The sequence below is a fragment of the Micromonospora sp. NPDC047527 genome (assembly GCF_040643015.1).
Classification (GTDB): Bacteria; Actinomycetota; Actinomycetes; order Mycobacteriales; family Micromonosporaceae; genus Micromonospora.
Genome location: NZ_JBEYTK010000006.1, coordinates 265,716 through 280,883 on the forward strand (window position 1 = coordinate 265,716; position 15,168 = coordinate 280,883).

The following is a 15,168-nucleotide window of genomic DNA, read 5'->3' on the forward strand; positions in this document are numbered from 1 at the left end:
TCGCACAGTACGGGGCGAGCGCCGCATGTCGACCGGTGACCATGGCGGCTACGGTGGACAGGTGCGTGATCCGAATGTCTCCCGAGCCGTCGCCGGCCAGCTCTCGCCGGTCCGCCGTGCCTCCGACCTGCGCCGACTGCGTGCCGAGCGCTTCGACGTGCTGGTCATCGGGGGCGGCGTGACAGGTGCCGGTGCCGCTCTGGACGCCGCGTCCCGAGGGCTGAAGGTGGCCCTGGTCGAGGCCCGCGATCTCGCCTCGGGCACCTCGAGCCGGTCCAGCAAGCTCATCCACGGTGGGCTGCGCTACCTGGAGCAGTTGGAGTTCCATCTGGTCCACGAAGCGCTGACCGAGCGGGGTCTGCTGGCGACCCGACTCGCGCCGCACCTGGTTCGCCCGGTGCCATTCCTGGTGCCGCTGCCGGCGGGTCGGGGTCTGCGGGACCTACCCGCCCGGATCTTCCGCCGCTCGTACTACGGCGCAGGTGTGGCCACCTACGACGCCTTCGCCGGTCTATTCGGTGGCGGCCGGGGCATGCCGCTGCACCGGCACCTGACCCGGGAGGGTGCTCGGCGGATCTTCCCGAGCCTGCGGGCCGACGCGCTGGCCGGGGCGATCCGCTACTACGACGGGCAGGTCGACGACGCCCGACTGGTGGTCACCCTGGCCCGCACCGCGGCCAGCCTCGGCGCCACGGTGGTCAGCAGCACCCGCGCTGTCGGGCTGATCCGGCAGGCGCGGGAGGTCACCGGCGTCCGGGTTCGCGACCTGGAGGCGCCGGCCGGGTCCCCGGACGCCGAGTTCGAGGTGCAGGCCCGCACGGTGATCGCCGCCACCGGTGTGTGGAGCGACGACATGTCCCGGATGCTCAACGACGTGGGGCTGCGGCCCGGCATCCGGGTGCGCGCCTCGAAGGGGGTGCACCTGGTGGTGCCCCGCTCGGCGATCACCGGTGAGACGGGGCTCATCCTGCGTACGGCGCGTTCGGTGCTCTTCGTCATCCCGTGGGGCGGGCACTGGATCATCGGCACCACGGACACTGACTGGCGCCTGGACAGATCCCACCCGGCGGCCTCGGCCAGCGACATCGACTATCTGTTGCAGCAGGTCAACACCGTGCTGGACCGGCCGTTGACCACCGTCGACATCGAGGGCGTCTACGCCGGGCTGCGCCCGTTGCTGGCCGGCGAGGCCGACTCCACCTCGAAGCTCTCGCGCGAGCACGCCGTATTCGAGCCGATGCTCGGGCTGCTGCTGGTCGCCGGCGGCAAGTACACGACGTACCGGGTGATGGCCTCGGACGTGGTCGACCGGGCGGTGCGCCGGTTGGGTGGCGCCCGCGCGTCGCGTACCGCCGACCTGCCGTTGCTCGGCGCGGACGGCTATCCGGCGCTGTGGCGGGACCGTGCCGACCTGGCCCGTCGGCACGGTGTGCCGGTGGGCGTGCTGGAGCACCTGCTGGAGCGGTACGGCAGCCTCACGCTGGACCTGCTCGCGATGATCGACGCCGATCCGCTGCTCGGCTCGCCGCTGGCCGGGGCTCCGGAATACCTGGCCGCCGAGGTCGCGTACGCGGCGCGGGCCGAGGGTGCGCTGCACCTGGAGGACGTGCTGACCAGGCGGACCCGGATCTCCTTCGAGACCAGTCACCGTGGCCTGGAATCGGCGGAGCACGCCGCCGAGCTGATGGGCGCGGTGCTCGGTTGGGACGCGGCGACCCGGGCCCGCGAGGTCGAGCACTACCGCGTGCGGGTGGAGGCGGAGCGGCAGTCCCAGTTGATGCCGGACGACGCGGCGGCGGACGCGGCCCGACTGGGCGCTCCGGACGTTCGGGGTTACGCCGCGGACCGGGGTGACGAAGACGATCAGGCTGAGTTGCGTCCGTCCGCTCGGTGATGAAAAATACGTTACCAAGGGGTAACTAACGATACCCCCCCGAATGGTGGTTTCGGACGCTACCTACGGTGGGGTAGGTTCCGCGCGTGCCTTACCGCGCGCACTCCCGCCCGCTCGCTCTCCTTCTCGCTGCGGTGCTCGCCAGCGCACTGACCGGTTGCGCGCCGCTCGACCGGGACGCGTCTGTGGAGCCGGCCGCGCAACCACCAGCCGGTGCGGCAGCGGGCGGGTCGGAGCCCGAGATTCCGACCACGATCGCCGTGGGTCAGGTCAGCCTGCTGCAACGGCTCGGCGCGGACGGCCCGATGCGGACCCTGAGCGTCCAACGGGACGGCAGTTGGCAGTGCCTCGACTGTGCCGGTGACGGGGTCACCTCCCGGGGCAGGCTCGCCCCGGAGTTGACCGAACGGCTCCAGGTGCTGCTGGCCGACCCGGCGCTGGCCAACGAGACCGACCAGGTCCGGCGGTACCGGGCGACCTGCATCGACGCCCTGACATCCAGCCTGCTCACGTCCTCCGGGCTGGTCACCTCACAGGACTGCCCGGGTGAGGAGCGAACGGCGGTTGCGGGGGAGATCCTGCTGCTGCTCACCCAGGCAACCCCGGCCGAGATCGAAGGCTGCCAGAGCCCTCGGGTCAGAGCACCTTGCCGGGGTTGAGCAGGCCGGCCGGGTCGAGCGCCGACTTGATCGCCTGGTGCACCCGGACGCCGACCGGGCCGATCTCCCGGGCCAGCCAGTCCCGCTTGAGCAGCCCGACCCCATGCTCGCCGGTGCAGGTGCCGCCCAGGTCCAGGCCGAGCCGCATGATCTCGTCGAACGCCCGCCGGCCCCGCTCCACGCTCGCCGGGTCGGCCCGGTCGACGACGATGTTCGGGTGCATGTTGCCGTCCCCGGCGTGCCCCACCACGCCGATCGGCACCTCGCACTCCGCCGCGATCCGGGCCACCCCGTCCAGCAGCGCGGCGAGCGCGCCGCGCGGCACCGCCACGTCGTCGATCACCAGGCCGCCATTGCCGCCCGGGTACGCGTCGGCGGCGAACTTCTCCATCGCCGGGTGGGCCAGCCGTCGGGCCTGCAACAACGCCGCCGCCTCCACCGCGTCGGTGGCCGCGTAGACCTCGTCGGCGCCGGCGGCCTCGCACACCTCGGCCAGGCCGGCCAGGTCGTCGGCCGCCCGGCTGCCGGTGTCGGCGGCGGCCAGCAGCAGGGCCTGCGCGTCGGTCCGCAACCCCATCGGTTGGTACGCCTCGATCGCCCGCAGGTGGGTCTGGTCCAGCAACTCCAGCAGGCTGGGGCTGAGACCCTGTGCGGCGATCTCCGCGACCGCCGCGCCGGCAGCCGCCGTGGACGGGAAGACGGCGACCAGGGTCAGCGATTCGGCCGGGGCGGGGCGCAGCGCCACCGTCACCTCCGTGATCACCCCGAGGGTGCCCTCCGAGCCGACGAAGAGCCGCGTCAGGTCGTAGCCGGCCACCCCCTTGGCGGTACGCCGGCCGGTGCGCAGCACCTCGCCGGAGGCGAGCACCACCTCCAGGCCGAGCACGTACTCGGTGGTCACCCCGTACTTGACGCAGCACATGCCCCCGGCGTTGGTGGCCACGTTGCCGCCGATGGTGGACGACTCCCAGGAGCCGGGGTCCGGCGGGTACCAGAGCCCCTGCTTGGCCACCGCCGCCGCCAGCGTCGCATTGACCACACCCGGCTGGACCACCGCGATCCGGCTCACCGGGTCGATCTCCCGGATCTCGTTCATCGCGACGGTGCTGAGCACCACCGCGCCGTCCACCGCGTTCGCCGCGCCGGCCAGCCCGGTCCGCGCACCCTGCGGCACCACCGGTACGCCGTGCCGCGCCGCCGCCCGCACCACCGCGACCACCTGTTCCGTGCTGGTCGGGCGGGTCACCACCAGAGGAGTGCCGGCGGCGCAGAGGTCGGCCTCGTCCCGCTCGTGCATGCGCAGCAGATCCGGGTCGGTGAGCACGGCGTTCTCGCCCAGCGCGGCGCGCAGGTCGTCGAGGAGTCCGGTGGGGGCCATGCAGCCGAGGCTAGGTCGCCGGCCGCCGATCATCAACATGATCGACTCTGCGGGCTAACTTGGGCACATGCTCTACCTGGACCGGCCAGCCTGGCCGTGGCGCGGCCGGCTCTGGTCACACCTGATCAGCGACGTCTCCTACGCCGAGCTGCACGCCTTCGCCGAGGCGCTGGGCGCACCCCGGCGCGGCTTCGACCGCGACCACTACGACATCCCGGCCGACCGGTTCGCGGCGGCGGTGTGGCTCGGAGCCCGGGTGGTGCCGAGCCGGGAGCTGGTCCGGTTGCTCCGCGACGCCGGCCTGCGCCGCCCGAAGCACCTGGTCAGCCCGCGAGCGTCGACGGCCCGCTGAGGCTGGCCAGCTCCCGGCGCAGGTTGTCCCGGGCCGGCTGCTCCCACCGGTCGGCGAGAGGGGGCAGCCGGAACAGCGCGGGCAGCGCCAGCAGCGCGGTGAGCACGCCGGCCCGACCCGTCCGGAAGGCCGGCTCGGGCACGTGCGCGTACTCCTGCCGGATGGCCGCCGCGTAGCGGTCGTAGGCGGCCGGCGGCGCGGCCAGCACGGCGAGGTCCGCGTCGCAGAGCAGGGCACCGTCCCGATCGTCCGGCGGCACCGCGTGCCCGGCGGTGAGCAGCACGAGCCGGCGCACCTCGGCCACCGCGGTCGCCGGCACCCCGAGCCCGGTGAGCAGGCTCTCGGCCAGCGCGGCGCTGTCCCGTTCGTTGGTGTCGCCGGGCGCCCGCGGGTCGTAGATTGCGTCGTGGCACCAGGCGGCCAGGCGGACCAGGTCGGGCCGGTCGGCCAGCGCGGCGTGCCCGTCCACCACGTCGAGTACGGCGGTCAGGTGCGCCACGGTGTGGTAGTGCCGGTGCGGCTCCCGCCACCGGGTGAGCAGTTGCTCCCCGGCCCGGGTCGCGGCATCGTCGAGCGTCACCCCGGCACCCCGGGCTGCCGCCCGCCACCGGTCCAGCAGGTCGGTCACCGCCCGAGTCTGCCGCATTCGTCCCGTGCGCGTGGGGCGGGAGGATTCAGCGGGCTCGCCTCGGGTAGTCGCGCCCATGGCAGCGGCCCGCGACAAGAAACCACCGATGGTGCGCCGTGCCCCGTTGCGGGAAGGACTGGTGGACGTCGACGGCGCGCGCATCGCCGAGGCCACCGAGGAGCTGCGCCACCGCGGGCGGGCCACCCTGCACGACCGGCTGCACCGGGTACGGATGGCCGGTGGGCTGGCCGTCCAGGCCGGGCTGGCCGCCGGGCTGGCGTACCTGATCTCGCACAAGCTGCTCGGCAACCCGCAGCCGGTCTTCGGGCCGATCTCCGCGGTCGGCACCCTGGCCGCGTCGGTCGGGCAACGGTTCCGCCGGACCGTGGAGCTGATCCTCGGAGTGGCGATCGGGGTGGCGATCGGCGACGTCCTGGTCTACCTGCTCGGCACCGGGGCGTGGCAGCTCGGCCTGGTGGTCACGGTGGCGATCCTGCTCACGATCTTCGCCGGGGCCAGCGTGGCCATCGTCATCCAGGCGGCGGCCACGGCGGTGCTGATCGTGACGCTGAGCCCTTCCACGGAGGATCTGGAGATCCCGCGCTTCATCGACGCGTTCCTCGGCGGCGGGATCGCGCTGCTGGTGACGGCGGTGCTGCTGCCGTTGAACCCGCTGCGGGTGATCAATCGGGCCGCCCGGCCGGCGCTGGACCTGCTCGCGGACCAGCTCGACGCCGCCGCCGACGGGCTGCGCAAACGGGACCGCGACGCCATCCAGCGGGCACTGGACCGGATGCGCAACAACAAGGAGGAGTTGGCCACCCTGGCCGAGGCGATCAAGGGCGCGAAGGAGACGGCCACCCTCTCCCCGGCCCGCTGGCACCGCCGCGGCGAACTGACCCACTACGCGGAGGCGGCCGACCCGATCGACCGGGCGATGCGCAACACCGGCACGCTGATCCGCCGGTCCGTCACGCTGGTCGAGGACGAGGAGCCGGTACCGGATCCGATGCCGGACGGGATCGAGCACCTCGCCGAGGCGGTCCGGCTGCTCAAACAGGAGTTCGCGGCGGGCCAGGAACCACAGAAGGCACGGGAGCGGTCGCTGCGGGCGGTCAGCGAGGCCGGCCGGGCGTACGGCGCCGGGGTCGGCTTCTCGGGCAGCGTGGTGGTCGCCCAGATCCGGACGACGGCGAGTGACCTGCTGGTGGCCTCCGGGATCGAGCAGGAGGAGGCGAACCGGTGGATCCGCACCGCATTCGGGGAGCAGGAGAGGCCGGTCGGTGAGCCGGCCGAGCCGGGCGAGGCGCCGAAGCCGCCCACCGCGCCGCCCATCGGCTGAGCGCTCAGCCCAGCGTGGCAAGCGCCGCGAGCAGCCGGTCCACCTGGGCGGCGGTGCTGCCCAGGCCGATGCTGGCACGCAACGCGGTGGGCGGAAGATCCCGCCGGCCGGTACGTCCCGCCGCCTCGGCGAGCAGCCGCCGGGCCAACGGGTGGGCACAGAACAACCCGTCCCGTACGCCGATCCGGTGCTCGGCGGCCAGCCGGGCGGCCACCTCCGCGGAGTCCCGGCCGGCGACCACGAACGAGACGATGCCGACCCGTGGCGCGTCCGGGCCGAAGGTGCGCAACTCCACCACGTGCGGCAGGGCGGCGATGCCGGCGCGCAGCCGGGCCAGCAGCGCCTGCTCGTCGGCGGCCAGCGCGGCCCGGTCGGCGTCGCCCAGCGCCTCACACACCGCCGCCAGCGCCACCGCGCCCAACAGGTTCGGTGTGCCGCCCTCGTGCCGTGCCGGGCCGGTCGTCCAGGCCACGTCGTGGGTGGCCGGCCCGACGTGGCTGGTCGCGCCGCCACCGGCCAGGTAGGGCGCGGCGGCGTCCAGCCAGTCCGATCGGCCGATGAGCACGCCCGCGCCGAACGGGGCGTACAGCTTGTGGCCGGAGACGGCCAGGTAGTCCACATCGAGCGTGAGCAGGTCGACCGGGGCGTGCGGGGCGAGCTGCGCGGCGTCGAGGACGATCCGGGCACCGTGCCGGTGGGCCACCCGCGCCAGCTCGGCGACCGGCCACCTCTCCCCGGTCACGTTGCTGGCACCGGTCACCGCGACCAGCACCGGCAGCGCCGGGTTGCTGTTCCGGCGCAGCTCGGTGAGGGCGGCGGCGAGGGCGCGTACCGCCTCGGCCGGGTCGGTGGGCACCGGCAGCCGGACCGAGCCGCGCGGCCACGGCAGCAGGTTGGCGTGGTGCTCGCCGGAGAAGGTGACCACCGTCGCGCCGGCGGGCAGGGCCCGAGCCAGCAGGTTGAGCGCGTCGGTGGTGTTCCGGGTGAAGATCACGTGATCGTCGGCACGGGCGCCGAAGAAGTCGCCGACCGTCTGCCGGGCTCGCTCGTAGCCCAGCGTGCAACGGCGCGACAGCGCGCCAGCGCCCCGGTGCACGCTCGCGTACCAGGGCAGCAGCTCGGTCACCGCGTCGGCCGCGGCCCGCGCGCACGGCGCGGTGGCCGCGTAGTCCAGGTTGATTTCGCCGGGTACGCCGAGCACGTCGAGCGGCGCCGCCGGAGCGGGCGCGGCGATCGTGGGCAGCGAGGGTACGAGGGTGACGGGCACGCCGGAACCTCCGGGGTCAGGGACCCCGGGCGTGATGTCGGGACGGGGTCCGCGCTTGCCCAGCACGCCGATCGGGCTGGGCCCGGTCATCACCCGGGGCACCCCACCGCGAACTGACGAGGGTTGCCGGCCAGCAAACCGGGGTTTGACGCTGGCGCTCGTGACCTGCGGAAAGCATAGCGGCTGTGGATGCGACCGGATCAGTCGGCACCGGATGGCTACGCTGACCGCATGGCCGACACCCCGCCCGGTGCACCCCTGCCGTCGTCGACGCCCGCGGCCCCGCCCGCCGGCGAGACGCCCCGGATGCCGCTGCGCCGACTGGGCTGGCGACGGTTCCTGGTGCTGGCCGGGGTGGTGTTGCTCATCGCCGCGTGCGCGCTGTTCATGGTCTTCACGCTCGGCCAGTCGCTCGGCGTACAGGCGCTGTTGGTCGGGGTCGTTGCCGCGATCCTGCCGGTGCCGGTGCTTGTCGCCTGCTTCCTCTGGCTGGACCGGTACGAACCGGAACCGCTGAAGTACCTGATCTTCTGCTTCGGCTGGGGAGCATTCGTCTCCACCGCCGCCTCGCTCACCGTGAACGAGTTCTCGGCCGCCCGGTTCGCCGACTGGGGTCTGCCGACAGCGCTCACCGGGGTGCTGGTGGCACCGTTCATCGAGGAGTTGACCAAGGCCCTCGGCCCGATCCTGCTGCTGGTGTTCCGTCGCCGGGAGTGGTCCGGGATCACCGACGGGCTGGTCTACTGCGGGCTCTCCGCGGTCGGCTTCGCCATGGTGGAGAACATCCTCTACCTGGGCGGGTACGGCTACGCGGCAGGCGCCGACCGGTACGGCCCGGCGACCGGCACCCAACAGGTCATCGCCATCTTCATCGTCCGGATCCTCCTGTTCGGGTTCGCCCATCCGCTCTTCACCTCGATGGCCGGTGTGGGGCTGGGCATCGCGGCCCGAACGGCCGACCGTCGGGTCCGGGTGCTCGCCCCCGTCGCCGGGCTGTTGCTGGCGATGATGTTGCACGGCACCTGGAACCTGCTGCCCACGCTGACCCAGGCCACCGGCGAAGCAGTGATCATGTTGTACGGCTTCCTCGGCCTGATGGTCCCGGTCTTCTTCGGCATGGTGGGGCTCGCGCTGTGGCTGCGCGCGTGGGAGGGCCGGCTCACCGAGCGGAGACTCCCGGACTACGTACGCGCCGGCTGGCTGAGCCCACCCGAGGTGGCCGCGCTGAGCAGCCTCGGCCGTCGGCACGCCGCCCGTAGCTGGGCGCGTCGGGTCGCCGGGGACGCCGGTGTGCGGGCGATGCGGGGGTACCAGTTCAGCGCCACCCGGCTGGCGCTGCTGCGCGACGGGACGCTTCGCGGCCTGGACCGCAAGCCCGCCGACCTGGAGCGGACCGCTGCCGAGGAGCGGCAACTGCTGGAGGCGATCACGGCGTACCGGTCGTTCTTCGTGGGTCGGGACCCGCAGGCTCCGGTGGGGGTCTGGGACGGTAGCCGCTACCACCTGCGCTTCCCGGACGGTACGCAGCGCCCGGTGACCGCACCCGACGAGCCGGTGGTGCCGATTCCGGTGGTGCTGGCCCCGCCGCCGCCCCCGATGGGCTATGCGCCGCCCGGCTGGCACGGCGTACGCCCCGCGACGCCCTGGCCGCCCGGTCACCCCTGACGGCGGTTGGTGGGGCGGGGCTCAGGTCATCAGGGTGGTGAGGAAGTCACCGAGCCCCTGGGCCATCGCCACCAGCATGGCCCCGATCGCCTTGAACATCTGCGCGGCGCCGTCCGGCCGGAACGCCATGAAGTAGATCAGGAACGCGACACTGCCCCAGGTCAGCAGCTTCTTAACGAATACCGGCATCGTCCCTCCCCAGGGCCACGGTCGCCGGCTGGCTTCCCGCCGTGCGGCCGGGCAAACGGCACGCGCCGCCGCCGGTGACCCGGGAGGCGCGTCCTAGAGGTAGAGGCCGGTGGAGTTGTTCTCGATCCGCTCGGCCGCCACGGCGTGCACGTCGCGCTCCCGCAGCAGCACGTACCCGCGGCCGTGCAGCTCGACCTCGGACCGGTCGTCGGGGTCGAAGAGCACCCGGTCGCCGGAGACGATGGCGCGGACGTTCGGCCCCACGCCGACGGCGGTGGCCCACGCCAGGCGCTTGCCGACGGCGGCGGTCGCCGGGATGACGATGCCGGCGGTGGAGCGCCGCTCGCCCTCGCTGCCGTCCATGCGTACCAGCACGCGGTCGTGCAGCAGGCGGATCGGCAGGCCGGCGTCGAAATCCTGGTCGGCGGTCACGGGGAGACGCTACCGTGTCGCCGGTGACCGGCTGCCGGTGGTTACGCCCGAGGTGGCTGGGGCATTGTGTGGCGGAACTGCCCTAGTGTGTCGGGAACGGACGTGCGCTGTCCGACCTCTCGCCGTGGGCGGGCTGATTCTTCTGCCAGGAGGTGCGCTTGAGCCGCTTCGAGCGGGTACGCGGGCGGCTGCGCCGCGCCTACCAGTCGACCCGGGAGTCGGTACACACCGGCCAGCAGAAGCCGAGTGACGCGCCGGAGACGCCTGGGCTGGCCTCGCCCGCCGTGCCGGGGCCCGTCGCCCCGCCGACGGCCACGGTCGTCGGCGCGGAGCCTCCGGTGGACCTGCACACGTCGACATCCAGTCGGGACGACGCCGACGTGCCGCACGGGCTGCGGATCGCCGCCGCCTGGTGCTGGCGACTGATCGTGATCGGGGTGGTCGCCTGGGCGCTGCTCCGGATCGTCGGCACGGTCAAGATTGTGATCATCCCGCTGGCCATCGCGCTGCTGCTGTCGGCGCTGCTCGCGCCGGCCGTCGGCTGGCTGCTGCGGGCCCGGCTGCCCCGGTCGCTGGCCACGGCGGTGGTGCTGGTCGGCGGTCTGGCGGGGGTCGTCGGCACGCTGACCCTGGTGGTCAACGAGTTCATCCAGGGTGTGCCGGAGCTGAGCGCGAAGTCCTCCGAGGGCGTCCGGCAGATCCAGAACTGGTTGAAGACCGGCCCCCTGCACCTCTCCGACAACCAGCTCGACCGCTACATCACCGAGGCGCAGGGCTGGATCAACGACAACACCTCGAAGTTCACCAGCGGTGCGCTGAGCACCGCCGCGACGCTTGCGGAGGTGCTGACCGGCACGCTGCTGGTCCTCTTCGCCACGTTCTTCTTCCTGCGCGACGGCAGCCGGATCTGGCGGTTCCTCGTACGGCTGCTGCCGGTGGCCGCCCGCTGGAAGGTCGACGACGCGGGCCGCGCCTCCTGGCAGACCCTTGTCGCGTACGTCCGCGCGACCGTGCTGGTGGCCTTCATCGACGCGGTCGGCATCGGCATCTTCCTGGTCATCTTCGACGTCCCGTTCGCGTTCCCGCTCGCGGCGCTGGTGTTCCTCGGCGCGTTCATCCCGATCGTCGGCGCGGCGCTCTCCGGCGGCGTGGCGGTCCTGGTGGCGCTGGTCGACAGCGGCCCGGTCACCGCGCTGATCATCCTGGGCGCCGTGATCGGTGTGCAGCAGGTGGAGGGGCACGTACTCCAGCCGCTGATCATGGGTCGGGCGGTGGCCATCCACCCGCTCGCGGTGATCATCGGTATCGCCGCTGGCGTGGTGCTCGCCGGCATCACCGGTGCGCTGGTCTCGGTGCCACTGATCGCCGTGTTGAACACGGCAGTGCGCCGACTGGCGGCCCGCACGGTGCCGGACACCCCACCGGACGCCGTCGTAGTCGCCGCACAAGCCCCCTGACGCACCGCGCCCGCGTCGCGGCGCTGCACGGGGCAGGGGCGTCAGGAGCCGGCGAGGCGTTCCAGGGCGCCGCGGGCGACCTCGGGGCGGGTCGTGTACCAGAACGGCGGCAGCGAGCGACGCAGGAACGGCCCGTAGCCCCGGGCTGTCTCCAGCCGGGAGTCGAGCACCGCGACCACGCCCCGGTCGCCGGTCGCCCGGATCAGCCGGCCGACGCCCTGCGCCAGCCGGACCGCCGCGATCGGCACGCTGACCGCCGCGAAGCCGGAGCCGCCGCCCGAGTCCACGGCCGCGGCACGGGCCGCCGCCAAGGGCTCGTCCGGTCGAGGGAAGGGCAGCCGGTCGATGACGACGAGCTGGCAGGCATCACCCGGCACGTCCACCCCCTGCCAGAGCGACATCACCCCGAACAGGCAGCTGGAGCGCTCCTCGCGGAACCGGCGGACCAGCAGCGGCAACGCCTCTTCGCCCTGCAACAGCACCGGCAGGTCGGTCCGTGCGCGCAGCAACTCCGCCGCCTGCTGCGCGGCCCGCCGGGATGAGAAGAGCCCGAGAGTACGCCCACCGAGCGCCTCGACGAGCCCGAGCAGCTCCTCCCCGGCGGCCTCCGGGAGCCCGGAGACGCTGGGCCGGGGCAGGTGCGCAGCGACGTACAGGATGCCCTGCCGCGCGTAGTCGAAGGGCGACCCCACGTCCAGTGAGCGCCAGCCCGGCCCCTCGGTGGCCGGCACGATCGCCCCCGGGTTGGTGTCGCCGGCCAGCCGACGGCCGGGCGCCTCGGCGGCCGGGCGGCCCGGCGCGGTGCGGGCGGCCAGCGCGGCGGAGGCCGGAGACGGCGGCGCGGGCGGGGGCGCGTCCAGGCCGAGGGCGCGGGCCACCGTGTCGAACCGGCCGCCGAGCGCCAGGGTGGCCGACGTGGCGACCACCGTGCGTTCGTCGTACAGGTGGGTGGCGAGGGTGCCGGCGACCGACAGCGGCGCGACCACCAGGGCTCGGCGGCTGCCGCTGTCGTTCTTCTCCACCCAGGCCACGTCGTGGTCGGCCTCTTCCAGCAGCCGCTGGGTGGTGGTGGAGAGGTCGTCCAACGCGGCCTTGGCCTGCTGCTTGCGGACCGGGTCGGGATCGTCGGACTTGACGTCGCCGATCGAGTCCAGGGCGGCGCGGGTGGCCGCGTCGAGCAGGGTGCACGCCTCCCGCAGCGGCGCCGGCAGCCCGGCGGTGAGCCGCCCGGCCGGCACCTCGGCCAGCCCGACGGCGAGCGCGTCGCCGGCGGCGGTGAGCGATTCGGCGGTCTCCGGCCGCAGCAGCGGGCGGGCGCGTCGGGTGGACCGGTCGATCAGCTCCGGCACCAGCTCGGCCTGGGCCGCCGAGGAGACCCGGTCGGCCAGCTCGTGCGCCTCGTCGACGATGAGCAGCTTGTGTGGCGGGACGATGTGCCGGTCGGCCAGCATGTCGACCGCGAGAAGGCTGTGGTTGGTCACCACGATGTCGGCCTCGCGGGCGCGGGCCCGGGACGCCTCGGCGAAGCACTCCGCGCCGAACGGGCAGCGGGTCGCCCCGACACACTCGCGGGCCGGCATCGACACCAGCCGCCAGGCCTGGTCGTCGACCCCCGGATCCAGCTCGTCGCGGTCGCCGGTGGCGGTCTTTTCGGCCCAGCCGCGCAGCCGCTCGATCTGCTTGCCCAGCCGACCCGCCTCGCCCAGCCATTTCGTCCCGCCGCCGGGTCGGGCGGCCGGGGCGTCGAAGAGGGTGTCCTCCGGCTCGTCCTCGGTGGAATTGTCCAGTCGGGCCAGGCAGAGGTAGTGGTGGCGGCCCTTGAGCACCGCGAACGTGGGTCGGCGGCCGAGTAGCGGCTCGACCGCGTCGGCCAGCCGGGGCAGGTCGTGGTCGACGAGCTGGGACTGCAACGCCAGGGTGGCCGTGGAGACCACCACCGGGCCGTCCACGGTGAGCGACGGCGCGAGATAGGCCAGCGACTTGCCGGTGCCGGTGCCCGCCTGGACGAGCAGGTGCTCGCCGCTGGTCACGCACTCCTCGATCGCGGTGGTCATCTGCTGCTGGCCGGGGCGCGCCGCGCCGCCGGGGACCGCGCCGACCGCCGCCGCGAGCAGCTCCGTGCCGCTGGGCCGGGCACCCCGCCGCCGGCTCCCGCCACGGGCCGACGGGGTGGCGGAACCGGTGGCGGTGCGGGGCGGAGTCACCGTGCGACGGTACCCGTCGCGGCCGACACCGGCTGCGCCCATCCGCCCGCGTGGCGCACAGCCGACCCGCAGGTCGGTTCGGTGCCAGCCGTCCGGTTACGGCAGCACTACGACGCGTGGGCAGTATCGGTTAGGGTGCGAATCATGCCGAGCGACGTGGTCCGAGTGATCTACCGCAAGTACGACGGCAGCGCGCACCGTGACTACCCGGCCCGTCGCCTCGCCGAGGACGACCTGGGCATCTGGCTCGGTGTCCCCTTCGGCACCGAGTCGGTCTACCACGGCCGGCCGTCGGTGGAGAAGATCCCCTTCGTCCTGCTGGTGCCGCACCACGCCTGGTGGACGTGCATGTTCAACCCGCCGCCGCGCACCAGCGAGGTCTACTGCGACATCGCCACCCCGGCCCGCTGGGAGTCCGACGACACGGTCCACCTGATCGACCTGGACCTGGATGTCGTCCGTCGCCGGGCCACCGGCCTGGTGGAGTTGCTCGACGAGGACGAGTTCGCCGAGCACCGGGCCCTCTTCGGCTACCCGCAGGACGTGGTCGTCGAGGCCGAGGCGGCCGCCCGGTGGCTGTTCGGAGCGCTCGGCGACGGCACCGAGCCGTTCGCCACCTCGTACCGCAAATGGTTGGCTCTGGTGGTCTGAGCCCGGCTCACCAGCGCGGCGGCCACGGGTCGTCGTCGCCCAGGGGCGGCAGGTCGACGAGCTTCTCCGGGTTGAGCTGGTTGAACACGCCCGTGATCCGGCCCTCGTGTACGGCGAAGGCGGCGATCATGCGGATCGGCCGACCGTCGCTGTGGACCGTCTCCATCTGTAGGCCGAGCACACCGTCCACCAGCACCGGCCGGGACCGCACCCGCTGCGCGTACCGGCCGGCCCGACCGAACAGGCCGAGCGTGAAGCGGCCCACCGCGTCCGCCCCGACCACCGGCCGGCGGGCCGCCGGGAAGTGGCCGCCCGAGTCGCCGAGGAGGACCACGTCGGGCGCGAGCACGCGCAGCAGCGGATCCAGTTCGCCGGACTCGGCGGCGGCCACGAACGCTTCGAGCACGCGCCGCTGCTCGGCCGGATCGGCGGTGTGCCGAGGCGCGTCCGGAGCGGTGACCGCCCGCCGTGCCCGGGAGGCGAGCTGCCGGGCGGCGGCCTCGGTGGTGCCGAGCACGTCCGCGACACCGGCGAACGGCACCGCGAACACGTCGTGCAGCACGAGCGCGACCCGCTGCTCGGGCGCGAGCCGCTCCATCATGACCAGCAGCGCGGTGCCGACCTGGTCGGTGCGGACCGCCCGCTCGGCGGGGTCGGGTGCGAACCCGTCGGTCGGCGGCCCGGCGTCCAGCGGGCTCACCACCGGCTCCGGAAGCCACTGCCCGGGGTACGCCTCGCGCCGGACCCGCGCCGAGCGGAGCACGTCGAGGCAGATCCGGGCGCAGGTGGTCGTCAGCCACGCGGAGAGATCGCGGATCTCGCCGCGGGCCGCCGGGTCGGCGAGGGCCCCGGCGTAGCGCAACCAGGTTTCCTGCACCGCGTCCTCGGCCTCGCCGCGGCGGCCCAGCATCCGGTGGGCCACCGCGAGCAGGCGACCCCGCTCGGCCTCGAACTCCGTCGCCAGGTCCCGCACGACCCACCACCCTCCCCAGCCGGTACGTGTCCCGCGTCCATCCTCCCGCCAACCGGACGTGCCGGCAGCCCCGCAGG

At 73.8% G+C, this 15,168-nt stretch carries 14 protein-coding genes and 1 riboswitch; of the genes, 7 read left to right on the forward strand and 7 right to left on the reverse strand.

Annotation, left to right across the window (positions count from 1 at the left end):
- The first annotated feature begins 25 nt into the window (after positions 1 to 25).
- The gene (locus ABZ808_RS23400) at positions 26 to 1,894 is read left to right on the forward strand and encodes a glycerol-3-phosphate dehydrogenase/oxidase (protein WP_357010194.1); all 1,869 of its coding nucleotides are present in this window, start codon (positions 26 to 28) and stop codon (positions 1,892 to 1,894) included.
- Positions 1,895 to 1,980: 86 nt separating this feature from the next.
- A complete protein-coding gene (locus ABZ808_RS23405; protein WP_357010197.1) occupies positions 1,981 to 2,553 on the forward strand; it encodes a hypothetical protein in 573 nt (190 codons plus the stop codon).
- Here ABZ808_RS23405 and ABZ808_RS23410 read toward each other — a convergent pair.
- Positions 2,531 to 3,931, reverse strand: a complete 1,401-nt coding sequence (locus tag ABZ808_RS23410; RefSeq protein ID WP_357010199.1) for an FAD-linked oxidase C-terminal domain-containing protein — start codon at positions 3,929 to 3,931, stop codon at positions 2,531 to 2,533. The genes ABZ808_RS23405 and ABZ808_RS23410 overlap by 23 nt on opposite strands.
- A gap of 67 nt (positions 3,932 to 3,998) precedes the next feature.
- Between ABZ808_RS23410 and ABZ808_RS23415 the strand changes: the two genes are divergently transcribed.
- A complete protein-coding gene (locus tag ABZ808_RS23415; protein ID WP_357010202.1) occupies positions 3,999 to 4,283 on the forward strand; it encodes a DUF4031 domain-containing protein in 285 nt (94 codons plus the stop codon).
- On the opposite strand, the gene ABZ808_RS23420 is transcribed toward ABZ808_RS23415, so the two are convergent.
- Positions 4,255 to 4,911: a metal-dependent phosphohydrolase gene (locus ABZ808_RS23420; RefSeq protein ID WP_357010205.1), complete on the reverse strand. Its 657-nt coding sequence runs from the start codon at positions 4,909 to 4,911 to the stop codon at positions 4,255 to 4,257. The two genes, ABZ808_RS23415 and ABZ808_RS23420, sit on opposite strands and share 29 nt — an antisense overlap.
- Positions 4,912 to 5,017: 106 nt before the next feature.
- Here ABZ808_RS23420 and ABZ808_RS23425 point away from each other — a divergent pair, with 106 nt between their 5' ends.
- Entirely contained in the window at positions 5,018 to 6,253 is a 1,236-nt protein-coding gene (locus ABZ808_RS23425; protein WP_357010720.1) for an FUSC family protein, read from the forward strand.
- A gap of 4 nt (positions 6,254 to 6,257) precedes the next feature.
- Here ABZ808_RS23425 and ABZ808_RS23430 read toward each other — a convergent pair whose 3' ends face one another.
- A complete protein-coding gene (locus ABZ808_RS23430) occupies positions 6,258 to 7,520 on the reverse strand; it encodes an aminotransferase class V-fold PLP-dependent enzyme (protein WP_357010208.1) in 1,263 nt (420 codons plus the stop codon).
- A 46-nt stretch (positions 7,521 to 7,566) separates the two neighbouring features.
- A riboswitch (SAM riboswitch) is annotated at positions 7,567 to 7,686 on the reverse strand.
- A gap of 23 nt (positions 7,687 to 7,709) precedes the next feature.
- Between ABZ808_RS23430 and ABZ808_RS23435 the strand changes: the two genes are divergently transcribed.
- On the forward strand, positions 7,710 to 9,185 hold the full coding sequence (locus ABZ808_RS23435) for a PrsW family intramembrane metalloprotease (RefSeq protein WP_357010210.1): 1,476 nt from the start codon (positions 7,710 to 7,712) through the stop codon (positions 9,183 to 9,185).
- Positions 9,186 to 9,206: 21 nt separating this feature from the next.
- Here the strand turns inward: ABZ808_RS23435 and ABZ808_RS23440 are convergent, their stop codons facing one another.
- On the reverse strand, positions 9,207 to 9,374 hold the full coding sequence (locus ABZ808_RS23440; protein WP_357010212.1) for a hypothetical protein: 168 nt from the start codon (positions 9,372 to 9,374) through the stop codon (positions 9,207 to 9,209).
- A gap of 93 nt (positions 9,375 to 9,467) precedes the next feature.
- On the reverse strand, positions 9,468 to 9,806 hold the full coding sequence (locus tag ABZ808_RS23445; RefSeq protein WP_357010215.1) for a co-chaperone GroES: 339 nt from the start codon (positions 9,804 to 9,806) through the stop codon (positions 9,468 to 9,470).
- A 152-nt stretch (positions 9,807 to 9,958) separates the two neighbouring features.
- On the opposite strand from ABZ808_RS23445, the gene ABZ808_RS23450 reads away from it, so the two are divergent.
- Positions 9,959 to 11,263, forward strand: a complete 1,305-nt coding sequence (locus tag ABZ808_RS23450) for an AI-2E family transporter (protein ID WP_357010217.1) — start codon at positions 9,959 to 9,961, stop codon at positions 11,261 to 11,263.
- A gap of 41 nt (positions 11,264 to 11,304) precedes the next feature.
- On the opposite strand, the gene ABZ808_RS23455 is transcribed toward ABZ808_RS23450, so the two are convergent.
- The gene (locus ABZ808_RS23455) at positions 11,305 to 13,509 is read right to left on the reverse strand and encodes an ATP-dependent DNA helicase (RefSeq protein ID WP_357010220.1); all 2,205 of its coding nucleotides are present in this window, start codon (positions 13,507 to 13,509) and stop codon (positions 11,305 to 11,307) included.
- Positions 13,510 to 13,611: 102 nt separating this feature from the next.
- On the opposite strand from ABZ808_RS23455, the gene ABZ808_RS23460 reads away from it, so the two are divergent.
- Positions 13,612 to 14,118 (forward strand): DUF402 domain-containing protein, encoded by a 507-nt coding sequence (locus ABZ808_RS23460; RefSeq protein ID WP_357010223.1) that lies wholly within the window; start codon positions 13,612 to 13,614, stop codon positions 14,116 to 14,118.
- Positions 14,119 to 14,125: 7 nt separating this feature from the next.
- Here the strand turns inward: ABZ808_RS23460 and sigJ are convergent, their stop codons facing one another.
- Positions 14,126 to 15,091, reverse strand: coding sequence for an RNA polymerase sigma factor SigJ (gene sigJ / locus ABZ808_RS23465; RefSeq protein ID WP_357010226.1), 966 nt, complete (start codon positions 15,089 to 15,091; stop codon positions 14,126 to 14,128).
- Between the last annotated feature and the right edge of the window lie 77 nt (positions 15,092 to 15,168).